Raw genomic sequence first — 23,825 nt, forward strand, 5'->3', positions numbered from 1 at the left:
GCAGGACGGCGCGGTCAGGCGGCATTCGATCCGAACTCGGGCACGGCGTCCTGAAGGACGGCACGGATGGTCACGCGGTCGTCTCTTTCGATCGCATCTTCCAGCGCCGCGAGCCACTTGCGCAACGTCGACATCGGAGGCTGGTTCGGCTTGGCGGCCATCACGCCAGCAACGCCGATTTCGAGCGTCGGCTCCTGGCTTGCGAACAGGATCTCGTTCAGCCGCTCGCCGGGACGGATGCCGCTGAACACGATCTCGACGTCGACGCCCGGTTGCAGGCCCGACAGGCGGATCATCCGCTCGGCGAGATCGACGATCTTCACCGGCTGCCCCATGTTCAGCACATAGACCGAGACGTCGGGCCGCGCCGGCGTCATGGCGTGCGTCGCGGCGGTGATCACGAGATCGCAGGCTTCGCGGATCGTCATGAAATAACGGACCATGTCCGGATGGGTCACCGTGATCGGTCCGCCGGCCTCGATCTGGGCCTTGAATTTCGGCACCACAGATCCGTTGGACGCCAGCACGTTGCCGAACCGCACCGAGATCAGCCGCATATGCGACCTGCCCTTGGCCTCGGCCATCAGATCATGATCCATCGCCTGACAATACATCTCGGCGAACCGCTTGGTCAGGCCCAGCATCGACACCGGCTCGATCGCCTTGTCAGTCGAGATCATCACCATGGCGCTCGCGCCCGCCGCACGCGCCGCGTCGGCGACGTTCACGGACCCGAAGATGTTGGTCTTGACCCCTTCGCTCCAGTCGCGCTCCAGGATCGGCACATGCTTGAGCGCCGCAGCATGGAACACGATGTCGGGCTTGAACTCGCTCATCAGGCGCGTGATGCGCTCGCGATCCCTGATGTCCGCGATCCGGCCCTCGATCTCGGGGCCGATGTCGCGTGCGGACAGCGCTTCGGTGACCGCATAAAGCGCCGGCTCCGAGTTCTCGACGACCAAGAGGCGCGCCGCGCCGAAGGTCGCGACCCTCTCGCAGATCTCCGCGCCGATCGAGCCGCCGCCGCCGGTCACGATGACGGACTTGCCCTTCACCAGCGTCTCGAGCCGCGCATAGTCGATCTTCTGGCTCGGGCGCAGCAGCAGGTCTTCGACCGCGACGTTGGTGAGCCGTGGCGTATCGCCACCCTCCAGCGACGGCAGGCGGCTAACCATCAGACCGAGTCGCTTGGCGCGCATCAGCACGCTTTCCGGATGCGCATCCGGCTCGAAGGCCGAGGGCATCATGACCACGCGCTTGATCGGCCGCTGGCGGCTCTCGAAATCCCGAATCACGGCTTCGATATCGTCGACGCCGCCGACCACGGGAATGTTGCGGATCATCTGGCCGCGGTCCGCGGCCGACGGCGAGAGCACGCCGACCGGCCAGAGCCGCTTGATGGCGCCGTTCTCGATGCCGCGCAGCACGACTTCGGCGTCGGCCGTGCGTCCGACCAGCAGCGCCGACGCGGCATCGTCGGATCGGGCATGAAGACGCGTGCGCGAATAGCGGAAGTAGCGATAGCCGAGGCGCAGCGCGCTCAGCGCGAACACCTCGAGGAAGAAGAACAGGATGATCGTGACGCGGCCGAGGAACACCGGACTTGGCGAATTCGCTCCGGTGAAGAAGTAGATGTAGTCCACCACGACCAGTGCCAGCGTCAGCACCGCCGCGACCCGCAGGATGTTCATCGCGTCCGGCAGCGAGGTGAAGCGCCATTTCGCCGTGGTCAGATTGGAGAAATAGCTGACCACGATGCTGAACAGCACGAACCAGGGCAGAATGCGCAGCAAATGCGGCAGCCGATCGGTAAGCAGGCTGCCCTCGAAGCGCAGATAAAAGCTCGCCAGCAACGCGAACGTCGTCGCCAGCGCGTCATGTGCCAGGATCAGGAAGTTGCGCGAGGTGAATTGTGAAAGGCGCGTCATCTAACGGACGGGTTGCTGGCAACTGGGAGTTGGCGACGGGACATTGGCAGGCTGTAGCGTATCTGCGGAGCCCTTGCCAGCGATCATGGACGGATCGGAGGCTCGGGTTCCATATCCGTCCCCAATCGCCCTTTCAACGCCATACCGCCCGCAACGCCGACGCCCAGCACGTACATCCAGCCTTCATGAAAGTCGAAGATGTGTGAATTAAACAACGAACTTGAAATATTCTGTACCACGACGAGAAGCCCGATCCAGTTGACGAGACCGTCGCCGCGGAACAGCAACAGGTGCAGCAGCCACATCGCGTACAGTATCGCTACACCCACAATGCCCCACTGCACGGCGACGTTCAACGTTTGATTGTGGGGGTTTCCGATCACTTCGCCGGAAGCCTGGTTCACGCCGCCGGCCGCGACGCGCTCGAACAGGCCCCGCGTCGAGCCGGTGCCGTGGCCGATGACCGGAGCCTCGGCAAAGAAGCCGAGCGACTTGCGCCAGAATTCGAGCCGCAGACCAAGCGACGTCGGTTCGTTGCGCTCCATGTAGAGCTTGTAATCGCGCTGGAATGAATCGGCCGTCGCGCGCAGTTGTGGCGATGCATACCACGCCGCAACGGACAACGCGCCGGCCGCACACAGGATCAGGGCGATGCTGCGCCAACGCAAATGCAGCAGCGCAAATACCGCGAACATGATCGGAATGGTCACCAGCGCGGTCCGCGACACCACCACGAACGCCATGTTGGCAAGCAGGCTGAGCGCGATCCCGACCAGCAGCACGGCCGGCAGGACGCGATTGGCCCGCAACAGCATCACGATCGGATAGGCCAGCGCGACCGCACACAGCGTGAATTCCTGGCTCTGGTCGATATAGTTCTTGACGAAGACGCCCTGCTCGCCGGGGGCCGGCGCCCGCAGCGCGAGGTGGGGATAGGCCAGCACCAGCCACGACATCAGCATCAGCAGCGTGCAGGAGACGAGGAAGGCCACGAACACCCATGTCCCGCGGCTCGAGCGCTGGAAGTGATAGAGCAGGACCGGAAGCACCAGGAGCTTTGCGGTCGGCCCGACCGCGTACAATCGCGCGCCCCAGGCGGCGTCCGACCAGAGCGTTCCGGTGAGCGCAAGGCAAAACAGCGCGATCGGCGCCACGCAGATCGGCCGCTTCAGCAGTGTCCAGAACGCCCGCAGGTCGACGGTCGGCGCAATCGAGATCAGCAGCATCACGCCGAAGATGCCGACCAGCGAGGTCGACCACGGCAGCGACAGCGCAATCAGGACCGCGACCACGTCGGTCGTGGCCTGCCATCGCGCCGGATCGCGCCAGGCCGGGCACGCCGCGGCGCCTGCCGGCGATGCCATGCTCGCGCTCACGCCTTGCCCTCGCGGGCCCGCGCAACCAGCGACGTCGTGCTGTGGCCCTGCAGGATCTCGACCAGCACCACCTCGCCGCCGGCGGCCTCGACGATCTCATGGCCGACCACCTGCTCGCGGGTATAGTCGCCGCCCTTGACCAGCACGCTCGGCCGCACCTTCGTGATCAAATTGATCGGCGTGTCCTCCTCGAAGATTGCGACGAGGTCGACGGCTTCCAGCGCCGCCAACACCTCGGCCCGGGCGCGCTCGTTCTGCACCGGACGCCCTTCGCCCTTCAGCCGCTTCACCGAGGCGTCGCTGTTCAATCCAACGATCAGGCGGTCACAGGCGCCGCGCGCGGCGGTCAGCACCTTGACGTGGCCGGGATGCAGGATGTCGAAACAGCCATTGGTAAAGCCGATCCGCAGATCCTGCCTGCGCCATTCCTCGAGAGACGCGTCGACATCGCCGCCGGCCGGGACGATCTTGTCCTCGGCGGCCAACGTAGCCTGCGGCAGGATCCTTCGCCGCAACTCGGCGGACCTGACGATCGCGGTACCGGTCTTGCCGACCGCAACCGCGGCTGCGGCACTCGCGATCCGCAGCGCGCCGTCCCAGTCGGCACCACCCGCCAGCGCCAGCGCCAGTGCAGCAGCAACGGTATCGCCGGCCCCGGAGACGTCGCGCACCTTGACCGGCAGCGCCGGCACATGGATCGAATCACCCTGCCGCGTCACCAGCGTCATGCCGCGCTCGCCCTGTGTCACCAGCATCGCCTCGCAATCGGCGAGGACCATCGCATCGGGCGCGGCCTGCGCGATGCTGTCCTGGCTGTCGGCGCGGCTACGGGTCGCCTCGGCGAATTCCTTGCGGTTCGGCGTCAAGACGGTCGCGCCGCGATAGATCGCGAGATTGGCGCTCTTCGGATCGACGATCACGCGCTTGCCCGCCTGGCGCGCGGCGTCGATCACATTGCGGATCACGCGGGCGGTCAGCACGCCCTTGGCATAGTCGGACAGCAGCACGATGTCGGCGCGCGCAAGGTGCGGCAGGATCGCGTCGATCAGTTGCTGCTCGATGGCGGGCGCGGCTGGCGCGGCCAGCTCCCAATCGGAGCGCAGCATATGGGTCGAGAATTGTTCGGAGACGAAGCGCACCTTGCGCGTGGTCGGGCGCGCGGCGTCGCGCACCAGCACGGTCTCGATCCCCGCCTCTTTCGCCAGCGCCTCTGATAGAACCGTTCCGGCGGCGTCCTCGCCGATCAGGCCGACGAAGATGCAGCGGCCGCCGAGCGCGGCGATATTGCGCGCAACGTTGCCGGCGCCGCCGATATTGATCTCGCTGCGCCTGACCGCGATCACCGGCGCCGGCGCCTCCGGCGAGATCCGCGACACCTCGCCATACACGAACTCGTCGAGCATGAGGTCGCCGACACAGAGCACGGTCTGGCCGGACATCGCACGCGAGATCGCTTCAAAATCGAACATCAGTCACCGTCATCCACTCTAGCGATAGCGATCCGCGCGATCGAGAAAGCCGTTCACATAGGCCCCGACTGCGTCTTCCAACTGCGTAAAACCGCCATTGTATCCGGCGCGCCCGAGACGATCGACGACGCTCTGGGTGAAATATTGGTAACTGCCGCGAATCTGCTCGGGCATGTCGACATACTGGATGTTCGGCTGCAGGCCGAGCGCGCCATAGGCCGAGACGATCAGGTCCTTGAAGCTGCGCGCCTTGCCGGTGCCGACATTGAACAGTCCGGAGACCCGCGGCGTCGCGACCAGCCACATCATCACCCGCACGACGTCGTCGACATAGATGAAGTCGCGGCGCTGGTCGCCGTCGGCGATGCCCTCGTGATGCGACTTGAACAGCTGCACGACGTGGCCCGCTTTGATGTCGTCGAAGCGCCGCGCCAGCACGCTCATCATCGTGCCCTTGTGATATTCATTCGGGCCGAACACGTTGAAGAATTTCAGCCCCGCCCATTGCGGCGGCAGACGTTCGCCTTTCGCCGCGCGCTCGGCGACGGCGAGATCGAACAGGTTCTTGCTCCAGCCATACAGGTTCATCGGCCGCAGACGCTTGAGCGCCTCCACCGAACCGTCGTCGTCGAAGCCCTGGTCGCCGTCGCCATAGGTGGCGGCCGACGAGGCATAGATCAGCGGGGTTCCGGTCGCGGTACACCAGTCGAGCAGCCGCATCGAGAGACGGAAATTGGTCTCGATCACCAGATCGCCGTCGGTCGCGGTGGTCGCCGAGATCGCACCAAGATGGAGGACGGCATCCAGCCGCCGGCCCTGCAGCCAAGCCATCAACTCGGCCGGCGGCACGAAATCGGCGATCTGGCGCTTGGCCAGGTTCCGCCACTTGCCGTCGTCCCCAAGTATGTCGCAGACCGCAACGTCGCTGCGCCCAGCGTCATTCAACGCGGCCACGACGTTCGATCCGATAAAACCGGCGCCCCCGGTTACCAGAAACATGATGAAATCCCGCCAGATTCCTTTGCAGCCGCCAGCTTTGCCCCACTCCAGCGCTACAGGCAACGACGGCTTTACCTCACATCGCGAACCGGTTACCGACTTGGCCGCACCGATCCGGCTTTGGCCCGTTTAGAAATGAATATTGATTCAATATCTGACATCGAAACACAGGATACCGAGGATACCAGACCGATCCTCGTCGTGCCCTATGTTTGGATCGGCGATTTCGTGCGCGGCCACACCGTGGTCAGGGTGCTCCGCAAGCGCTGGCCCAACCGGCCGGTCGACCTCCTGACATCCAGGCTTTGCGCCCCGCTGGTCGATTATATGCCCGGCGTCCGCGCCGCCGTCGTGTTTGACCTGCCGCGCAGCCGGCTGGCGCTGGCCCGGCAGCGGGCGCTGGCGGCCGAGTTTCGGAAGCGGAACTACGCCACCGCGCTGGTGCTGCCGCGCACCTGGAAGGCCGCGATCGCGCCGGCCCTGGCGGGCATCCCGGAGCGGGTCGGCTTCTTCGGCGAAGCGCGGTTCGGCCTGATCAACGCCATGCGATGGGGCGAAAAGAAGCAGCCGCGCTTTATCGACAAGAACGCCATCCTGGCGCTGCCTGATGGCACTGCTCGGCCGCCCGAATGGCCGGTGCCGCAGCTGCGGGTTCCCACCGACGAGGTCAACCGATGGCGGCAGGCCAACGGCCTCGGCACGGGTCCGGCCATCGCACTCGGACCCGGCTCGGTCGGGGTCTCGAAGCGTTGGACCTATTATCCGGAAGCCGCGCGGCTGTTCGCCGAACACGGCTTCGACGTTTGGGTGGTCGGCGGCCCCGGCGAGAAGGCGCTGGCGCAGGAGATCGCGGCTGTCGGCGGCGCGCGGGTCCGCGATCTCACCGGCACCGATCTGCGCAACGGCGCGCTGGCGATGGCCGCGGCCAGCGTCGCCATTACCAACGACTCCGGGCTGATGCACATCGCAGCCGCGATCGGCACGCCGACGATGGGCATCTTCGGCCCGACCGATCCCTATCTCTGGGCGCCCCTCAACGGCCTCGCCGCCACTGTGCAGCAGACCAGGAGCAAGCTGCCATGCCAGCCGTGCCAGCGCACGGTCTGCACCATGAACGACCATCGCTGCATGCGCGACATCGCAACCGAAGAGGTCGTCGGGATCGCCGAGCGCGTGCTGGCTCAGATCAGCGTGCGATAGACCGCGGCGATCGCGTTCGCCTCCGCATCGAGGCTGAACTTATCCACAACTCGTTGGCGCGCCCGCGCCCCCATGGCCGCGGCCGACGCCGGATCGCGCATCAAGGGCTCGAGCGCGGCCGCCAGCGCGTCGGCATTGCCGGGCGGTGTCAGCACGCCGGTCGTGCCGTCCTCGACCACGAACTCGGCAGCGCCCGCGCGTGCCGCCACCAGCGCCGCGCCGGACGACATCGCCTCGATCAAGGTCAGGCCGAAACCCTCGTTGCGCGAGGTGAAGGCGTAGATCGTCAGCCGCTGGTACCAGCGCACGACATCCTCGATCGGCAATTCTCCGGTGATGATGATGCGCGATTGCAGCCTGGCGGCCTCGATCTTCCGCTTGAGCTCATTGGCAAAGGCCAGCTGCTCCGGCACCACCGCGCCGACGATGACCGCAGTGAAATCGGGATAGCGCGGCAGCAGCCTGCACATCGCCTCGACGAACACGTCGCTGCCCTTCTGCGCGCGCACCCGTCCGAAGCAGCCGATCGCATAACGGCCCGGCAATCCGCTTTCGGCGAAGGCGCTCGCGCGATCGGCCGGCGGCGCATAACTGATGGTATCGACGCCGTGCATCACCACGGTGGCGTCGCGCTTCAGATACGAGGCCGAGAGCGGGCTGGTGGCGATGATCGCATCCTGGTTGCGGATCAGCCAGCGCGTCAGCCAGGTGTGATGGCGCTGCGCGGCCGACGTGAACAGCAGTTTCAGCGGCCAGCCGAGCGCGCGTAGCGCGAGCCCGACAATCATCTCGTCATTGCGTCGCGCGTGCCAGATCACAGGCCGGGCGCGCCGCCACAGCCGCATCAGATCGACAAATCCGATCGCGTCGATGCCGTCCGGCCGATGCGAGCCGAGCCAGCCTGCGCGAAACATCTTGGCAAGCTTCGGCGCGACCATGCGATTGGTCGCGGTGACACCCGAATAGCGTCGGTGCAGATTGGGCACGATGAGCACGAGCTCGCCGGCAGGTGTGTTCTCGATCGGCACGCAAGTCTCCGTTTCGTGCCAGTTCCTATACGCAACATTAAGCATAGTGGCCAGTTCGGCCGCCGCGAAACCCCCTCTTCACCGCACTGCCGCTAGCATCGCCCGTTAAAGATATCGGGAGAGCTCTATCCATGACCGTGCTTGTGACCGGCGGTGCCGGCTATATCGGAAGTCACATGGTTCATGCGCTGGTCGATGCCGGCGAGAGCGTCGTCGTCGTCGACAATCTTTCCACCGGCTTCTCCGCGTTCCTGCCCGAAAGTGTTCCGCTGTTCATTGGCGATGCCGGCGATGAGAACCTCGTCGAGGGCGTGATCGCACAGCACGGCATCGACAGCATCATCCATTTCGCAGGTTCTGTCGTGGTGCCGGACTCGATGCGCGATCCGCTCGGCTACTACCGCAACAACACCATGACGACGCGCAGCCTGCTCAATGCTGCGGTGAAGGGCGGCGTCAACCGCTTCATCTTCTCCTCGACCGCGGCCGTCTACGGCAATCCCGACCAGGTGCCGGTGCCGGAGATCGCGCCGACGCGTCCGCTGTCACCCTACGGCTCGTCGAAGCTGATGACCGAGATCATGCTGCACGATGTCGCCTCCGCCCATGGCATGAGCTACGTCGCGCTGCGCTATTTCAATGTCGCCGGCGCCGACCCGAAGGGCCGCGTCGGTCTTGCCACCATCGGCGCCACCCATCTGCTCAAGATCGCGGTCGAGGCCGCGACCGGCCAGCGCGCCAAGATCGATGTGTTCGGCACCGACTATCCGACCCAGGACGGCAGCTGCGTGCGCGACTTCATCCATGTCAGCGACCTCGTCGAGGCGCACCGCGCGGCGCTGTCCTATCTGCGCGGCGGCGGGCAATCGGTGACGATGAACTGCGGTTACGGCCGCGGCTATTCCGTGCTCGAGACCATCGAGGCGGTGCGCCGGGTCTCGATGCGCAATTTCGCGGTCGCCTATGCCGCGCGCCGGCCCGGCGACATCATGACCATGGTGGCCGATACGACCCGGATCCGCTCACTGCTCGACTGGACGCCGCGCTACGATGATCTCGAGACCATCGCGAGCCATGCGCTGGCTTGGGAGGAGAAGCTGTTCCGGGACCGCGGGGGCTCCGCGCGACAGGCAGAATCGGCCTAAAAATCAAGCCGTTATCACGCTGTTATTATGCTTGAAAAAGCCCCGCCAAGCGGGCAAGGAGGTCCGCAACCCTGATGGCCGGCGCTGCCCGCCGTCAATGGAACGCGGATGGCTCAGTTTCCAAAGAAAATTACCGACGATCCCTATGGCGCGGCGATCCTGATTCGCCGCCTGGTCACGGAACAGGGGATCACCTACTGGCGGCGCTATCTGACGGCGTTCGCCCTGATGGCCGTTGCGGCCGGCTCGACGGCCGGCGCCACTTACGTGCTCGGCCAGGTGATCAACCAGGCCTATGTCGACAAGAACATCCCCGGCATCGCGATGTTTGCCGGGGTCACCGTGGTGCTGCTGTTCATCAAGGGCGTGGCGACCTACGGCCACATGGTGATCCTGTCGAAGATCAGCAACGCCATCCTGGCGCGGAACCAGCGGCAATTGTTCGCCAAGCTGATGAGCGAAAGCATCGGCTTCTTCTCGCAGCGGCACTCGTCGGAATTCCTGGCGCGGCTCACCGCCGGCGCCAAGTCGATCACCGACGTGCTCAACATGCTCGTCAATGCGATCGGCCGCGACTTCCTGATGCTGATCAGCATGGTCGCCGTCATGGTCTGGCAGGATCCGCTGATGTCGTTCATCGGGCTGGTCGCGGTGCCGCCGGCGATGCTGGTGCTGCGCAAGCTGGTGAAGCGGATCAAGGGCCTCGCCTACAACCAGTTCACCGGCACCGCCGACATCATGGAGACGATGCAGGAATCGCTGCAGGGCATCCGCACCGTGAAGGCGTTCACGCTGGAAGGCGCCATGCAGCAGCGGATCGACGAGAACATCGCGATCGTCGAGCGTAACGCCAACAAGATGGCGCATGTCGCCAACCGCTCCAATCCGCTGATGGAGATGCTCGGCGGCTTCGCGGTCGCCGGCTGCCTGATGTATGGCGGCTACAGCGTGGTGGCGCTCGGCTCCACGCCGGGCCAGTTCTTCACGTTCCTGACCGCCTTCCTGATGGCGACCGAGCCGGCCAAGCGCCTGGCGCGGCTCAACATCGACCTCAACAGCCAGCTGGTCGGGGCGCGGATGCTGCTCGAGGTCGTCGACAGTCCCGCAAGCGAGCAGGCCGACGACGACAAGCTGGCGCTCAAACTCTCCGACGCGCGGATCGAACTGCGCGACGTCAGCTTTGCCTATCGGCCCGGTGAGCCGGTGCTGAATCGCTTGAGCTTCATGGCCGAGCCCGGCAAGGTCACCGCACTGGTCGGTCCGTCCGGCGGCGGCAAATCGACGGTGCTCGCTTTGCTGCTGCGCTTCTACGAGACGCGCGAGGGCGACATCCTGATCGACGGACAGTCGATCCTGTCAGTCTCGCGCAAGTCGCTGCGCCGGCAGACCGCCTATGTCGGCCAGGACGTCTATCTGTTCCGCGACACCATCCGCGCCAACATCGCCTTCGGCAAGCCGGGCGCCACCGAGGCCGAGATCGTCGACGCCGCCAAGGCGGCCTGCGCGCACGACTTCATCATGAGCTTCCCGCTCGGCTACGACACGCCGGTCGGCGAGCACGGCGCGCAACTGTCCGGCGGTCAGCGCCAGCGCATCGCGGTCGCCCGCGCGCTGATCAAGAACGCGCCGATCATCCTGCTCGACGAGGCCACCGCCGCACTCGACTCGGAGTCCGAGAAGCAGGTGCAGGAGGCGATCGAGCATCTCTGCCAGGGCCGCACCACGATCGTGATCGCGCACCGCCTGCACACCATCATGCACGCCGATGCGATCCTGGTGGTCGAGGGCGGCACGATCGTCGAGCGCGGACGTCACGAGGAGCTGCTGCGCCGCGGCGGCCGCTACGCCTCGTTCTTCCGCCTGCAGCATCACCACGACCCGTCGCCGCTGGCATTGGCGCCGATCAGCGCCACCGGCTAGGGCTCATTGCTTTTCATTCCTTGGCCGCAATGCCTGCGCGCAGCACGCGCAGGACATTGCCGCCCATGACCTTGCGGATGTCATCCTCGGAGAACCCGCTCGACATCAGCGCCTGGGTCACGGCGGCAATCCCGCTCGCATCGAACCCTGTGGTGGTCGAGCCGTCGAAATCCGAGCCGAGGCCGACATGGTCGATCCCGACCAGGTCGCGGACATGGGCAATCGCCCGCGCCACATTGTTCGGATCGAGCGAGCAGACCGCGCCCTGCCAGAAGCCGATGCCGACCACGCCGCCGGTCCGCGCGACACCCCTGACCTCATCATCGGTGAGATTGCGGTTGACCTTGCAGGTCGCCTGAACGCCGCCATGGCTCGAGACCACCGGTCGCGTCGCCATCGCCAGCACGTCGGCGACCGCCGCGTGGCTCGCATGGGCGAGATCGACGATCATCCCCTTCGCCTCCATCCGCTGCACCACCTGGCGGCCGAGCGGCGTCAGCCCGCCTTTCGCAACGCCATGCATCGAACCTGCGACGTCATTGTCGAAGAAGTGCGCGAGACCGGCCATCCTGAATCCGGCGGCGTAGAGCACGTCGAGATTGTCGATGTTGCCCTCGAGATCCTGCAGACCCTCGATCGACAGCATTCCGCCAACCACCGTCGTGCCGTTCTTGCGATCCACCAGCAGGCGGTCGATGTCGGCCGGTGTCGTGATCACGCGAAGCCGCCCGGCCGACTTGTCGGCGAAGCTGTGCAGTTTCTCGGCATGCCACAGCGAGCGCTGCAGCAACGAGAACCAGGTCCGCATCGGCTGCAGATCGACGATGGCAAGGTTCGTGATCGTGTCGGTGTCGCCGGCGTTGGCATCGTAGTTCTGGCCCTTGGGCGACTTGGTGACCGACGAGAACACCTGCAACGCGTAGCGGCCCTCGATCAGCCGGGGCAGGTCGATATGGCCGCGATCGGACCGCGCGATCAGGTCGCGCTTCCACAACAGGCTGTCCGCGTGCATGTCCGCAACGTCGAGCGTCGCCTGCAAGGCCTGCGCGGCGGGTGTGATATCCAGCGCCACGCGCTGGACCTTGTTCTGCCCCCGGTCGATCCGTTCCGGGGTCACCACAAAAAAGCGAACAGCGGAAGCGAACAGGACCGCGGCAACCAGCGCAAGGCCGACCGAAAGCCATCTGCGCATCGGCATCACCGCTCTCGCCGGCCAAGGCCGCCCGCGCTCGGCGGAAAGCTGGCCTCACCTCTGCGTCGGGTGCAGCCGCAGCCCCTAGCCCCCAGCGCCGTAACCGCGTAAATACGGCCCGCGCTCCCTCCTTCAACCCTCCGGGACCCGTTCATGAACGCCGCCTCCACCGTCATTCCGCTTCCCCCGCAGCCCTCGCTTCCTGTCGTCGGCGAATCCGGCACCTATCCGGTCCGCCGCATCTGGTGCGTCGGCCGCAACTATCTCGAGCATATCAGGGAGATGGGTAATGACGAGCGTGCGCCGCCGTTCTTCTTCGGCAAGCATGCCGACATGCTGGTGCCGGACGGTGCGACGATCCCTTACCCGCCGCTGACCAAGGACCTGCACCACGAGGTCGAGCTGGTGGTGGCGATGAAGAGCGGCGGGCTCAACATTCCCGCCGACAAGGCGCTGGAGCATGTCTACGGCTATGCCGTCGGCATCGACCTGACCCGCCGCGACCTGCAGATCGCCTCGCGCAAGAAGGAGCGGCCCTGGGAGATCGGCAAGTCGTTCGACTATTCGGCGCCCTGCTCCGCGATCCAGCCGGCCTCAAAGATCGGCCACCCGAGCGCAGGCAAGATCTGGCTTACCGTCAACGGCAAGGAAGCGCAGAAGGGCGACCTCACCGAACTGATCTGGAACGTGCCTGAAATCATCTGGCAGCTCTCGCAGCAGGTGAAGCTCGCCGCCGGCGACATCATCATGACCGGCACGCCCGCCGGCGTCTCGCAGCTGCAACCCGGCGACAAGCTCGAATGCGGCGTCGACGGCATCGGCACGCTGAAGGTATCGATCGGCAAGCCGGAATAACCGACTTCAAGACTTGAGCTCAAGCCAAGAGCCCCGGACCTCGGTCCGGGGCTTTTTTGCTGCGCGCGATCAGCGCATCGTGCCGGGCATGCAGGGCGGCTCGGTGAAGGGCGCGGTTGCGAACGATCCGACGTTCGGCGCGCGCACGCAGTCGGTCGTCTTGCTGCTGACCGGTGTCGTCGTCGTGGTCGTCATCGAAGCATGGGCGCGCCGCACCGCAGCATTGTTGCTGGCCGCGGACGCCTGAGCCGAATACGCAGCTGCCGCAACCAGGGCAAGCGTCACGAAGGTCAATTTGGCCATTGGGTTTCTCCGCACGTGGATGAAGCCGACAAGCTCGGCTCCTGTGATCAATGAGTGTGGATGCCGAAGAATTATTTCATCACGCGCGATCACCGAACCGCGAGCGCCTGATCACATCAGATCGACCGGGGAATACCGGAACGCGAGAGCCACTCCATTTCATCAAGGCCGCGCGCAAACGCGGCGACGACTGTATGGAGATTCTGATGAGCGGTCTTCGACGACTTGGTAGAGGACCTGGCCTGGCTGCAATCCTGTCAGCCGCAATGGCGACCTCTTGCTTCGCACAGGCGACGGTCCAGCAGCCCAACGCATTTGCCTCAAATGAAACCGCGACGCGGCCATGGTTGGCGCCGGTCGGTCATCGCCAGCCGCGCGCCGCCGACATTCCGGCAGCGGCGGCGTCATCGCGGCAGATCATCGATCAGGAAGACGCGATCGTCGACCGCAAGATCAAGGGCATTTGCCGCGGCTGCTAGGATACACGCACCGCAGAATCCAACCTGCATCCGCGATCAGGATGCGCCGGCTGCCGTGCGCCGATACGGAACGTAGCGCGGCGTCCAGACCTTGGCCTGGATGCGCGCCTCGACCTGGTCGATCGGAATATCCTTGGCGAGCCCTTCCTTGTGCGCCTGGAGTGCGACCGCCAGCGCAACCGTCAGCGACACATCGCGCAGCGCGCTGACCGGCGGCAGCAGATTGTGCTTCGGGTTGTTGCGGGCCGGCGAGACGCTGGCCAGCGCCTTGGCGGCCGCCATGAACATCCCGTCGCTGACCCGGCTGGCGCCGACCGCGAGCGCGCCGACGCCGACGCCCGGGAAGATGTAGGAGTTGTTGGTCTGGTCGACCTTGAAGCGCGCGCCGTCGCGCGTGATCGGCGGGAACGGGCTGCCGACGCCGATCAGCGCCCGTCCCTCGGTCCAGGCTTCGATGTCGGAAGGCGTCGCTTCCTCGCGCGAGGTCGGGTTCGACAGCGGAAAGATCACCGGCCGCTGGTTGCACTCGGCCATCGCGCGGACGATCGGTTCGGAGAACGCGCCGGCCTGGCCGGAGACGCCGATCAGCACGGTCGGCCTGGCGTTGCGCACGACGTCGAGCAGCGCGATCTTGTCGGGATGGCTGAGCGGCCAGCCTGCGATCGCCTGCTTGCTCTGCACGAACGGAAGCTGGAACGGCGCGAGCCCGCTCATGCCCTCGAGCAGCAGCCCGTCGCGATCGACCATGAAGAAGCGTTTCGCCGCCTCGCTCTCGGACAGGCCGGCATCGACCATCGCAGCGCGGATCAGGCTGGCGATACCGCAGCCGGCGGAGCCCGCGCCGAACACCGCGACGCGCTGCTCGGTCAGCGGCACGCCAGTGACGTTGATGGCCGAGAGCAAGGCGCCGGTCGCGACCGCCGCAGTGCCCTGGATGTCGTCGTTGAAGGTCAGGAGGCGGTCGCGATAGCGCTCGAGCATGCGCGTCGCGTTGTTCTTGGCAAAGTCTTCCCATTGCAGCAGGACGCGCGGCCAGCGCTTCACCACCGCCGAGACGAACGCCTCGATGAAGTCGTCATAGGCCTGACCGCGGACGCGCTCGTTGCGCCAGCCGATATAGAGCGGATCGGCCAGGCAGTCCGGATTGTCGGTGCCGACGTCGAGCAGGATCGGCAGCGTCGTCGCCGGATGCAGGCCGCCGCAACCGGTATAGAGCGAAAGCTTGCCGATCGGGATACCCATGCCGCCGGCGCCCTGATCGCCGAGGCCGAGGATACGCTCGCCGTCGGTGACGACGATCGCCTCGACATGATCGAAGCGCGGATGGGCGAAAATGCGGTCGATCCGGTGCTGGTGCGGAATACTGAGGAACAGTCCGCGCGGCTTGCGAAACAGCCGGCTGAATTTCTGGCAGCCCTCGCCGACCGTCGGCGTGTAGACGATCGGCAGCAGCTCTTCCAGATTGCCGACCAGAAGCGCGTAGAACAGCGTCTCATTGGTGTCCTGCAATTCGCGCAGAAAGGCATAGCGCTCGATGTCGGTCTCGTAGCCGCGCAGCGCCTCGAGGCGGCGCGAGACCTGCTCGTCCAGCGTCAGGATATTGGGCGGCAGCAGGCCATGCAGGTCGAACGCCTCGCGCTCGGCCTCGGAGAACGCCGTGCCCTTGTTGAACTGCGGATCGGCCAACAGCTCGTAGCCGCTCAGCGCAGTGGTGGCAAAAGCTCCAGTGGTCTCCGACATGGCAAGGTCCCCTCAATGCGAAATGCCTGATGGGACCCTATCACGCCCGTGTAACGGATCGGAGCGCGAAGGCCCCCGCGCCGCACAAAGTTGAACGGCGCCGACCTTGCGGCTGGCGAGATGGACCTCGTGGAAGACCAGAGCAGCCGCCGAATTTTGGCTAAGGAGTCATCGGCGTCCGCCCGCACAAACGGCAACGCACTCCCGCCGCACCTCCGGACAGAACATACCTTGGTATAGCCTCTCTGATTCCTTGTGATGCCCCGAGCTTACCCTCGTACAGTTGAGCGATGGCGCGCGACTTTTATACTTGCGACTACTCCAACGGATGTGCAGCTCACAACTTCTCTCCGGGGAGCGACGAACGATAGCAATTCTGAGCGGCGCGAACTGCGATCCGAAATCTGTGATCGGGATCACTGCTCCGAGGCGTGAATCGCAGGATTATCATGCGTAGCAAGTGTCGACTGGACGCGGGTTCTCGAGGAACACTCACATGATCGTCAACATTCAGAAGCTGAATGGCCTGTGGCACCTCATCGTCGGGTCGTGCACGATCCGGACTCCGTTCCTGGAAACCCAGAACCGCGAGTGGGTCGTCGCCTACGCCAGGCGCGTCTACCCCGGCGCCAAGGTCTTCGAACGCGACTGATTTCAGCCATTGCGCCTAAGCTCGCACTTCGGCCGTCGTCATCTCTTGTATTCGCGGAACTGGCGATACCACTGAAACGGCCGCGCATCGGCACGAAGCAGACTTTCGGTCCGGCCGAACGAATTGGACTGAGCAGCGGCGCTCTTCACTCCCTGGACTGTCCATGCTCAGGTTCTGAGCGCATCGCGCCGCAGCCCCGGAACCATGCGCGTCAGAAGCAAGGCCTGGAGTTCGCTCCAGGCCTTGTCCTTGTCCAGCGCTATTCAGGGATCGAGGCACGGATTAGCCGCGAGGCTTGATCCGCCATGCTTCACTATCGATGACGCGGAGCAACGGGCCGCGCTTCGCGCGGACCCGCTTCGCTAATCCGCCCTCCACATTCATATCACCGCAGCGCCGACACCACGATCAGGCCGAGGATCAGCGCCGTCACGGAATACTTCAACGTGTAGTACACGTTCCGATTCCACTCCTTGACCTTGCGGCTGGCGAGATGGACCTCGTAGAGCTTGCCGAACACCTTGTTCAGCGCGCCGACATGCTCGCCGTCGACGTTCTGGGTGGCCGACGCCTTGACGATGTTGTGGCTGACCCAGCGATTGATCCGGGTCATGAAGCCGTACTTCATCGGGCGCTCGACGTCGCAGAACAGGATGATGCGGTTGACGTCGGTCTTGTTCTCGGCGCTGTGGATGAAGGTCTCGTCGAACATGAAGGCTTCGCCGTCACGCCAGACGCATTCGACGCCGTCGACCAGGATGCGGCACGCGTTCGAGTTCGGCGTCACCAGGCCGAGGTGATAGCGCAGCGAGCCGGCGAAGGGGTCGCGATGCGCCCCGAGCTTGCCGCCGGGCGGCAGCATCGCAAACATCGCGCCGTGCACGTTCGGGATCGAATTCAACAGCTCCACCGTCTTCGGGCACAGCGTCCGCGCCGACGGCAGGAAGTCGTCGTACCATTTCAGATAGAAGCGCTTCCAGCCGCTCTTGAAGAACGAATAGAAACCCCAGTCGTTGTTCCTGGAGGCGGCGCGGATGAAGCCCTCGTCGAACAGGCGGGTCGCCTCGTCGCGGATCGTCTCCCAATTGTCGGAGAGCTGCTTGAGCTCGGGAAACTGCTCGACCGGAATCACCGGCGTGTTGGGCACGGCGGAGCCCGCATACATCAGCACATTGTAGGGCGCGAGGTAGGTCGAGTGATCGCCGAGTTGGCGGGCGAACCGCAGGCGGTGCTTGCCGCGGAAGTGGACGTAGAGTGTAGAGGCCACCAGCACGTAGAGAATGACGAGCTGCGGCGCGAAGAGTTGTCTCAACATGATCCGTCTATGATCGCGGCCCGCCGATGCTCTCCATGCACCGTCCCGTAGCAGCCTGGACCCTTGATGGGCGGCTTAGCCCCGGGCGGCGAATAGCAACGCCGTGCGCGAAAATTCCCCTTGTTTCATAGTGACTTGGCATTGCCGCTGTATTCTGGCGCGAGCCCGAGGCCCAGCCGCGATGCCATCCCGGATGAGCCATGTAAGCGTCTACTCACCAGATGTGAAGCACCATCACATTCGAGCTGGCAACCGTGTGACATCATTCACACACGTATGATTCGCCATTGACAAACTGATTAGATAATTCCTAATCGAAGGACACTCCGCCTGAGAATGCGGACATCCAGAGGGAGGAATGATGAGACATTTTTTGGCGGCAGCCATTCTCGCGGCGATGACGACGGCCGCTCACGCCCAGGTTTCCGATGACGTCGTGCGCATCGGGGTGCTCACCGACCTGTCGAGCTGGGGACGAGACAATTCCGGTCCGGGCTCGGTCGAAGCCGCCAAGATGGCGGTCGAGGAATTCGGCCCCACCGTGCTCGGCAAGCCGATCGAGATCATCTCGGCCGACCACCAGATGAAGACCGATGTCGGCGTCCAGATCGTGCGCGGCTGGTTCGACAACGGCAAGGTCGACGCGGTCGTCGACATCCCCAACTCCGGCATTGCGATCGCCGTGCACAACATGGTGCGCGAGCGCAACAAGATCGCGCTGCTGTCCGGCCCCGGCGCGAGCTCGCTGACCGATGAATTGTGCAGCCCCAACACCGTGCACTTTACCTATGACACCTACGCGCTGTCGAAGGTGACGGCCTCGGCCGTGATCGCCGAAGGCGGCAAGTCCTGGTACTTCATCACCGCGGACTATGCCTTCGGCCAGCAGCTCGAGAAGGATGCGACCCGCTTCATCAACGAGATGGGCGGCAAGGTGCTCGGCAGCGTGCGCCATCCGACCAACACCGCCGACTTCTCCTCGTTCGCGCTGCAGGCGCAGAGCTCGAAAGCGGATGTGGTGGCGTTCGCCAATGCCGGCCAGGACACCGACAATTCGATCAAGCAGTCCGGCGAATTCGGCCTCGTGCAGGGCGGCCAGAAGCTTGTCGGCCTCCTGATGTTCGACACCGACGTGCATGCGATCGGCCTCAACGCCGCGCAAGGCACCTACATGACGACGGCGTCGTACTGGAACATGGACGAGAAGACGCGTGCATGGTCGAAGAAGTTCTACGCCCGCACCAACGTGATGCCGACCATGATCCAGACCGGCGTCTACGGCTCGGTGCTGCATTATCTCAAGGCGATCCAGGCCGCCGGCACCGATGACCCGCAGAAGGTGATGGCCAAGATGCGCGAGCTGCCGATCGAGGACACCTTCGTGCATGGCGGCAAGCTGCGCGAGGACGGTCGCGTCATCCGCGACATGTATCTGGCGAAGGTGAAGAAGCCCTCGGAATCCAAGGAGCCGTGGGACTATCTCGACATCATCAAGACGGTGAAGGGCGAGGACGCCTTCCGCCCGGTGTCCGAGTCCAAGTGCCCGCTGCTCAAGAAATAGGATCGATCGCGTGGCCAACGAAGAAACGTATGAATGCGACGCGCTCGTCGTCGGCTCCGGCTGCGCCGGGCTGTCGGCGGCGGTCACCGCCGGCCATCACGGCCTTAATGTCCTCGTCGTCGAGAAGGAGCCGCGCTTCGGCGGCACCACCGCGCGCTCCGGCGGCTGGCTGTGGATTCCCGGCACCTCGCTGGCCAAGGCCTGGGGCATCGCGGAAAGCCCCGATCAGGCCAAAACCTATCTGCGCCACGAGGCCGGCAACAGCTTTGATGCCGCGCGCGTCGATGCGTTCCTGACCGAGGGGCCGAAGGCGGTCGACTTCTTCACCACCAAGACCGCGGTTCGCTTCGACATGCCGCTGACCTTCCCGGATTATCATGCGGAAGCGCCCGGCGGCGCGCAGGGCGGCCGCTCGATGGTGACGCGGCCATTCGACGGCCACGAGCTCGGCGATGCCATCAAGGATCTCGGCAGCCCCCTGCCCGAGCTCACCGTGTTCGGCATGATGCTCGGCTCCGGCAAGGAGATCGTCCACTTCATGCGCGCGACGCGGTCGCTGACCTCGGCGGCCTATGTCGCCAAGCGGCTGTCGAAGCATGCGATCGACGTGATGCGCAACGGCCGCGGCATGACGCTGACCAACGGCAATGCGCTGGCCGGCCGGCTGGCGAAATCCGCTTTCGACCTGAAGATCCCGCTCTGGCTCAATTCGCCGGTGCGCGAATTGATCGTCGAGAACGGCGTGGTGCGCGGCGCGGTGATCGCGCGCGAAGGCCGCACCATCCGCGTCAACGCGACGCGTGGCGTCGTGCTCGCCTGCGGCGGCTTCCCGCATGACGTCGCGCGGCGGCAGAAAATGTTTCCGCACGCGCCGACCGGGAAAGAGCACTATTCGCCGGGACCTGCCGGCAACACCGGCGACGGTCTGCGGCTCGCGGAGGCGGCCGGCGGCCGCGTCGAGGACTCGCTGCCGAATGCCGCGGCCTGGGTGCCGGTCTCGGTTACCACCCGCAAGGACGGCTCGAAGGGCGTGATGCCGCATTTCATCGATCGCGCCAAACCCGGCGTGATCGCGGTGATGCGCGACGGCAAGCGCTTTGCCAATGAGGGCAATTCCTACCACGACTTCGTACAGGAGATGATCAAGGCGGCGAAGCCGGGCGAGGAGATCGCGGCCTATCTCGTCTGCGATCACGAGACGCTGCGCAAATACGGCCTCGGCTGCGTGCCGCCGCGCCCGATGCCGCTCGGCCACCATCTGAAGACCGGCTATCTCAAGCGCGGCGCGACGCTGTCCGAGCTCGCCGCGCAGTCCGGCATCGATGCGAAAGCGCTCGAGGCGACCGTCGCAGCGTTCAACGCAACCGCCGCAGAGGGCCGCGATCCCGCCTTCGGCAAGGGCTCGCGCGCCTATAACCGCTACCAGGGCGACGCACTGCACGGACCCAATCCCTGCATCGCGCCGATTCAGCACGGGCCGTTCTACGCCATCAAGATGGTGGTCGGCGATCTCGGCACCTATGCCGGCATCCGCACCGACGCCAATGCCCGCGCGCTCGACGCCGATGGGGAGCCGATTGCCGGCCTCTATGCTGCCGGCAACGACATGGCGAGCATCATGGGCGGCAATTATCCCGGCGCCGGCATCACGCTCGGACCTGCTCTCACCTTCGGCTACATCGCGGGCAAGCACATCGCCGGCGCGGCGGCAGAAAGCAGCGCGGCATGAGCACGATGGCGACGCTGCTGGCGGGCAAGCGCGCATTGGTGACCGGCGCCGCGCACGGCAACGGACGCGCCATCGCGCTCGGCCTCGCAGCGCATGGCGCCGAAATCGTGGTCGCCGACATCGATCGCGCCGGCGCCGAGCAGACCGCTGCCGACATTCGCCAGCGCGGCCGCGCGGCGTGGCCGTTCGAGCTCGACGTGACCGATGCCGAGGCCTGCGCCGCCCTGGCGCAGCGTGTGGCACGCGAGGTCGGGCCGATCGCGATCCTGGTCAACAATGCCGGCATCATCATCCGTGAGAGCATCTCTTCCCCGCGCGCGCACGACAATTGGCGCCGGGTGCTCGACGTCAACCTGACCGGCACGTTCAACGTCACCCATGCGTTCCTGCCGGCGTTGCGCGAGACGCACGGCGCGATCATCAATCTCGGCTCGATCGCCTCCTTCCTCGGCGTTGCCGATACGCTGGGCTACGCGCCGTCCAAGGGCGGCGTGAAGCTCCTCACCCAGGCGCTCGCCCGCGAGCTCGCCGGCGACGGCATCCGCGTCAATGCGATCGCGCCCGGCGTGATCGAAACCGCGATGACCGAAGCGACCCGCAACGACCCTGCCCGGCTCGCCGGCTTTCTGGGCCGCACGCCGCTCGGCCGTGTCGGACACCCGGAGGAGCTGGTCGGCCCGGTGGTGTTCCTGGCGTCGGAGTTGGCATCTTATGTGAACGGCGTGACCCTGCCGGTCGACGGAGGGTTTCTCGCCGTATAAGCACATTGTCGAAGAACTGACAGGGCGACATGACGAGAGAAAGCCGCGGCATCCAATCGATCGAGGTCGGCGGAGAATTGCTCCGCGCACTCGCCCGCAGCGGCGAGCCGATGATGCTGCGCGATCTCGCCCGCGAGGCCGGCATGCCGCCGGCCAAGGCGCATCCCTACCTCGTCAGCTTTTCCCGCATCGGCCTGATCGAGCAGGACGAGACCACCGGCCGTTATGAGATCGGAGCGCTGGCGCTCGAGCTCGGCCTGATCAGCCTGCGCCGGCAGTCCGCGGTGCGGATTGCGACGCCGCGGATCGCAACACTCGCCGACAGCATCAATCATGCGGTGTCGCTGTCGGTGTGGGGCACCCACGGCGCGACCGTGGTGCGGCTCGAGGAGCCGAGCCATCCCGTGCATATCGCGATGCGCGTCGGATCGGTGGTGGCGCTGCTCGAAACCGCGACCGGCCGCGCTTTCGCCGCCTTCATGCCGCCGAACGCCGTCAAGACGGCGCTCGAGAGCGGCCTCGATCGCCTCGGCGTCGGCTACAATCCGAAACGCGAGACCATCACCGCGAAGACCACGGAGATGCTTGCCGAGGTGCAGAGCCGCGGGCTCGCGCGCGCAATCGGAGATCCCCTGCCCGGCGTCAACGCCTTCGCCGCCCCGGTGTTCGATCACGCCGGCCACGTCGCCCTTGTCATCACCGCGATGGGACCGGAGGGCACCTTCGACGCCGGCTGGGACAGCGCGATCGCAGCCGAACTACGCGATTGTGCGAACGACATCTCGCGGCAGCTCGGGCACGGCTCGGTGCGGGTGCCGGGGTGATACTCCAGCGTTTCCGCCGTTATTCCTCGGTGCGAATGCGAAGCTGCGTCCCAGCACCCATCTGTCATCGCCCGGCTCGACCGGGCGATCCAGTACGCCGCGGCCTCTCGGCTCAAGCACAGGCGTCTCTGGAATACTGGATCACTCGCATGCGCGGGTGATGACACCGCACTGTTTGATATCTTGAATTGCGCCTCATCTTCATCGTCGTCCTGGCGAAAGCCAGGACCCATTACCCCAAATCCCAATTGTTGCGCGATGCTGGGGCCGCGATCCCCTTCACAATCAAGTGCGGTGGTTATGGGTCCCCTGAGTTCACAAACGAAGTGCAACACTTCCTTGAGGAGGTGTTGCCATGGGGCGGACTTACAAGCAGCTCTCTCTGGACGACCGATGCGAGATTGCCTGTCTATCGGCCAATGGCAGCTCGGTCCGGCAAATCGCGGCAGCTCTGGATCGCTCGCCATCAACAATCTCTCGGGAACTGAGCCGTAATCGGAGCGTTCAGGCTGGCTACAAGCCAAATTATGCCCAGCAACAGATGCGAGCGCGGCGCTGGACGGGCGGACGCCTCGAACGGGAGCCCGTCCTGCGCCGCGCGGTGTTGCAACGCCTTCGCCGAGGTTGGTCGCCGGAGCAGATCGCCGGCCGGCTGGCCCGCGAGTGCGGGCACAAGGTGATCTCCCACGAGACCATCTACCGCTTCATCTATGGCCAACTCAGGCGCACCACGAACTTCAACTGGCGACGCTACCTGCCGCGCGCCAAGAGCAAGCGCGGCCTCCGCGGCAAGCGAGGCGGCAGCCCCGCAAGCTTCATCGAAGGCCGTGTTTCCCTGGCAAATCGGCCCCTTGAGGTTGCCGACCGTAGCGTCGCCGGGCATTGGGAGGCCGATTTGATGATGTTCTCGAAGTACGGTCAGGCCGTGCTGACCGTGCATGAGCGCACCTCTCGCCTGCTGCTCGGCATCCGCCTTGCCAGCAAGGTTGCGCGCGGTGTCGCACGCCATCTCGTCCGCTTCTTCGCTGCCCTTCCACAAGAGCTGCGCCAGACCGTCACCTTCGACAACGGCACCGAGTTTGCCGGTCACTTGGCGCTACATCGCCTCTCGATCGAGACCTTCTTCTGCGATCCCCACGCGCCCTGGCAGAAGGGTGGTATCGAGAACGCCTTCGGCAGGATGCGCCGCTTCATCCCTCGCAAAACGGATCTCGTAACCCTCTCGACCGCCAGATTCCGCCAGTTCATCGCCACCTACAACAACACCCCACGCAAATGCCTTGACTACCGCACGCCTGCGGAGTCCTTTGCCGATCAAGTGTTGCACTTCGAGTGTGAATCCACCTCCT

At 65.2% G+C, this 23,825-nt stretch carries 19 protein-coding genes and 1 pseudogene; 11 read left to right on the plus strand and 9 right to left on the minus strand.

What is annotated here, in order from left to right; translation table 11 throughout:
* Positions 1-14 precede the first annotated feature (14 nt).
* The 4 genes from ACVIGA_RS06780 to rfaD form a co-directional block, all read right to left on the minus strand.
* Positions 15-1,928: an SDR family NAD(P)-dependent oxidoreductase gene (locus ACVIGA_RS06780; protein WP_456665763.1), complete on the minus strand. Its 1,914-nt coding sequence runs from the start codon at positions 1,926-1,928 to the stop codon at positions 15-17.
* Positions 1,929-2,011: 83 nt separating this feature from the next.
* A complete protein-coding gene (locus tag ACVIGA_RS06785; RefSeq protein ID WP_456665764.1) occupies positions 2,012-3,292 on the minus strand; it encodes an O-antigen ligase family protein in 1,281 nt (426 codons plus the stop codon).
* Between the two features lie 8 nt (positions 3,293-3,300).
* Positions 3,301-4,773, minus strand: a complete 1,473-nt coding sequence (gene rfaE1 / locus ACVIGA_RS06790; protein ID WP_456665765.1) for a D-glycero-beta-D-manno-heptose-7-phosphate kinase — start codon at positions 4,771-4,773, stop codon at positions 3,301-3,303.
* 18 nt (positions 4,774-4,791) lie between these two features.
* Positions 4,792-5,772, minus strand: coding sequence for an ADP-glyceromanno-heptose 6-epimerase (gene rfaD / locus ACVIGA_RS06795; protein ID WP_456665766.1), 981 nt, complete (start codon positions 5,770-5,772; stop codon positions 4,792-4,794).
* Between the two features lie 135 nt (positions 5,773-5,907).
* Between rfaD and waaF the strand changes: the two genes are divergently transcribed.
* The gene (gene waaF / locus ACVIGA_RS06800; RefSeq protein WP_456665767.1) at positions 5,908-6,972 is read left to right on the plus strand and encodes a lipopolysaccharide heptosyltransferase II; all 1,065 of its coding nucleotides are present in this window, start codon (positions 5,908-5,910) and stop codon (positions 6,970-6,972) included.
* Here waaF and ACVIGA_RS06805 read toward each other — a convergent pair.
* Positions 6,954-7,994 carry a glycosyltransferase family 4 protein gene (locus ACVIGA_RS06805; protein ID WP_456670750.1) on the minus strand — a complete coding sequence of 347 codons (1,041 nt, stop codon included), beginning with the start codon at positions 7,992-7,994 and terminating at the stop codon, positions 6,954-6,956. The genes waaF and ACVIGA_RS06805 overlap by 19 nt on opposite strands.
* Before the next feature lie 137 nt (positions 7,995-8,131).
* On the opposite strand from ACVIGA_RS06805, the gene galE reads away from it, so the two are divergent.
* Positions 8,132-9,145 carry a UDP-glucose 4-epimerase GalE gene (gene galE / locus ACVIGA_RS06810; RefSeq protein WP_456665768.1) on the plus strand — a complete coding sequence of 338 codons (1,014 nt, stop codon included), beginning with the start codon at positions 8,132-8,134 and terminating at the stop codon, positions 9,143-9,145.
* Between the two features lie 108 nt (positions 9,146-9,253).
* On the plus strand, positions 9,254-11,065 hold the full coding sequence (locus ACVIGA_RS06815) for an ABC transporter ATP-binding protein (RefSeq protein WP_456665769.1): 1,812 nt from the start codon (positions 9,254-9,256) through the stop codon (positions 11,063-11,065).
* Between the two features lie 13 nt (positions 11,066-11,078).
* Here ACVIGA_RS06815 and ACVIGA_RS06820 read toward each other — a convergent pair whose 3' ends face one another.
* A complete protein-coding gene (locus ACVIGA_RS06820; RefSeq protein WP_456665770.1) occupies positions 11,079-12,263 on the minus strand; it encodes a dipeptidase in 1,185 nt (394 codons plus the stop codon).
* Positions 12,264-12,410: 147 nt separating this feature from the next.
* Here ACVIGA_RS06820 and ACVIGA_RS06825 point away from each other — a divergent pair, with 147 nt between their 5' ends.
* A complete protein-coding gene (locus ACVIGA_RS06825; RefSeq protein WP_456665771.1) occupies positions 12,411-13,112 on the plus strand; it encodes a fumarylacetoacetate hydrolase family protein in 702 nt (233 codons plus the stop codon).
* 69 nt (positions 13,113-13,181) lie between these two features.
* On the opposite strand, the gene ACVIGA_RS06830 is transcribed toward ACVIGA_RS06825, so the two are convergent.
* Positions 13,182-13,415 carry a hypothetical protein gene (locus ACVIGA_RS06830; protein WP_456665772.1) on the minus strand — a complete coding sequence of 78 codons (234 nt, stop codon included), beginning with the start codon at positions 13,413-13,415 and terminating at the stop codon, positions 13,182-13,184.
* Between the two features lie 206 nt (positions 13,416-13,621).
* On the opposite strand from ACVIGA_RS06830, the gene ACVIGA_RS06835 reads away from it, so the two are divergent.
* On the plus strand, positions 13,622-13,894 hold the full coding sequence (locus ACVIGA_RS06835) for a hypothetical protein (protein WP_456665773.1): 273 nt from the start codon (positions 13,622-13,624) through the stop codon (positions 13,892-13,894).
* 36 nt (positions 13,895-13,930) lie between these two features.
* On the opposite strand, the gene ACVIGA_RS06840 is transcribed toward ACVIGA_RS06835, so the two are convergent.
* On the minus strand, positions 13,931-15,634 hold the full coding sequence (locus ACVIGA_RS06840) for an NAD-dependent malic enzyme (protein ID WP_456665774.1): 1,704 nt from the start codon (positions 15,632-15,634) through the stop codon (positions 13,931-13,933).
* 496 nt (positions 15,635-16,130) lie between these two features.
* Here ACVIGA_RS06840 and ACVIGA_RS06845 point away from each other — a divergent pair, with 496 nt between their 5' ends.
* Entirely contained in the window at positions 16,131-16,286 is a 156-nt protein-coding gene (locus ACVIGA_RS06845; protein ID WP_198964751.1) for a hypothetical protein, read from the plus strand.
* A 385-nt stretch (positions 16,287-16,671) separates the two neighbouring features.
* On the opposite strand, the gene ACVIGA_RS06850 is transcribed toward ACVIGA_RS06845, so the two are convergent.
* Entirely contained in the window at positions 16,672-17,601 is a 930-nt protein-coding gene (locus ACVIGA_RS06850) for an aspartyl/asparaginyl beta-hydroxylase domain-containing protein (RefSeq protein ID WP_456665775.1), read from the minus strand.
* A gap of 358 nt (positions 17,602-17,959) precedes the next feature.
* Between ACVIGA_RS06850 and ACVIGA_RS06855 the strand changes: the two genes are divergently transcribed.
* The 5 genes and pseudogenes from ACVIGA_RS06855 to ACVIGA_RS06875 form a co-directional block, all read left to right on the plus strand.
* Entirely contained in the window at positions 17,960-19,162 is a 1,203-nt protein-coding gene (locus tag ACVIGA_RS06855; RefSeq protein ID WP_456665776.1) for an ABC transporter substrate-binding protein, read from the plus strand.
* Positions 19,163-19,172: 10 nt separating this feature from the next.
* Complete coding sequence (locus ACVIGA_RS06860) at positions 19,173-20,891, plus strand: FAD-dependent oxidoreductase (RefSeq protein WP_456665777.1); 1,719 nt, start codon at positions 19,173-19,175, stop codon at positions 20,889-20,891.
* The gene (locus ACVIGA_RS06865) at positions 20,888-21,652 is read left to right on the plus strand and encodes an SDR family NAD(P)-dependent oxidoreductase (RefSeq protein ID WP_456665778.1); all 765 of its coding nucleotides are present in this window, start codon (positions 20,888-20,890) and stop codon (positions 21,650-21,652) included. The genes ACVIGA_RS06860 and ACVIGA_RS06865 overlap by 4 nt, the downstream gene beginning before the upstream one ends.
* Positions 21,653-21,681: 29 nt before the next feature.
* The gene (locus tag ACVIGA_RS06870) at positions 21,682-22,476 is read left to right on the plus strand and encodes an IclR family transcriptional regulator (RefSeq protein WP_456665779.1); all 795 of its coding nucleotides are present in this window, start codon (positions 21,682-21,684) and stop codon (positions 22,474-22,476) included.
* A 355-nt stretch (positions 22,477-22,831) separates the two neighbouring features.
* Positions 22,832-23,821: pseudogene (locus tag ACVIGA_RS06875) on the plus strand (IS30 family transposase); the annotation flags it as partial.
* Between the last annotated feature and the right edge of the window lie 4 nt (positions 23,822-23,825).

This window comes from Bradyrhizobium sp. USDA 3240, from assembly GCF_054063295.1.

Bases quoted from the DNA above. Each gene is read 5' to 3' on its own strand.
- ACVIGA_RS06780 (WP_456665763.1), bottom strand. From the start codon at position 1,928: ATGACGCGCCTTTCACAATTCACCTCGCGCAACTTCCTGATCCTGGCA.
- ACVIGA_RS06785 (WP_456665764.1), bottom strand. From the start codon at position 3,292: ATGGCATCGCCGGCAGGCGCCGCGGCGTGCCCGGCCTGGCGCGATCCG.
- rfaE1 (WP_456665765.1), bottom strand. From the start codon at position 4,773: ATGTTCGATTTTGAAGCGATCTCGCGTGCGATGTCCGGCCAGACCGTG.
- rfaD (WP_456665766.1), bottom strand. From the start codon at position 5,772: ATGTTTCTGGTAACCGGGGGCGCCGGTTTTATCGGATCGAACGTCGTG.
- waaF (WP_456665767.1), top strand. From the start codon at position 5,908: ATGAATATTGATTCAATATCTGACATCGAAACACAGGATACCGAGGAT.
- galE (WP_456665768.1), top strand. From the start codon at position 8,132: ATGACCGTGCTTGTGACCGGCGGTGCCGGCTATATCGGAAGTCACATG.
- ACVIGA_RS06815 (WP_456665769.1), top strand. From the start codon at position 9,254: ATGGCTCAGTTTCCAAAGAAAATTACCGACGATCCCTATGGCGCGGCG.
- ACVIGA_RS06820 (WP_456665770.1), bottom strand. From the start codon at position 12,263: ATGCCGATGCGCAGATGGCTTTCGGTCGGCCTTGCGCTGGTTGCCGCG.
- ACVIGA_RS06825 (WP_456665771.1), top strand. From the start codon at position 12,411: ATGAACGCCGCCTCCACCGTCATTCCGCTTCCCCCGCAGCCCTCGCTT.
- ACVIGA_RS06830 (WP_456665772.1), bottom strand. From the start codon at position 13,415: ATGGCCAAATTGACCTTCGTGACGCTTGCCCTGGTTGCGGCAGCTGCG.
- ACVIGA_RS06835 (WP_456665773.1), top strand. From the start codon at position 13,622: ATGAGCGGTCTTCGACGACTTGGTAGAGGACCTGGCCTGGCTGCAATC.
- ACVIGA_RS06840 (WP_456665774.1), bottom strand. From the start codon at position 15,634: ATGTCGGAGACCACTGGAGCTTTTGCCACCACTGCGCTGAGCGGCTAC.
- ACVIGA_RS06845 (WP_198964751.1), top strand. From the start codon at position 16,131: ATGATCGTCAACATTCAGAAGCTGAATGGCCTGTGGCACCTCATCGTC.
- ACVIGA_RS06850 (WP_456665775.1), bottom strand. From the start codon at position 17,601: ATGTTGAGACAACTCTTCGCGCCGCAGCTCGTCATTCTCTACGTGCTG.
- ACVIGA_RS06855 (WP_456665776.1), top strand. From the start codon at position 17,960: ATGATGAGACATTTTTTGGCGGCAGCCATTCTCGCGGCGATGACGACG.
- ACVIGA_RS06865 (WP_456665778.1), top strand. From the start codon at position 20,888: ATGAGCACGATGGCGACGCTGCTGGCGGGCAAGCGCGCATTGGTGACC.
- ACVIGA_RS06870 (WP_456665779.1), top strand. From the start codon at position 21,682: ATGACGAGAGAAAGCCGCGGCATCCAATCGATCGAGGTCGGCGGAGAA.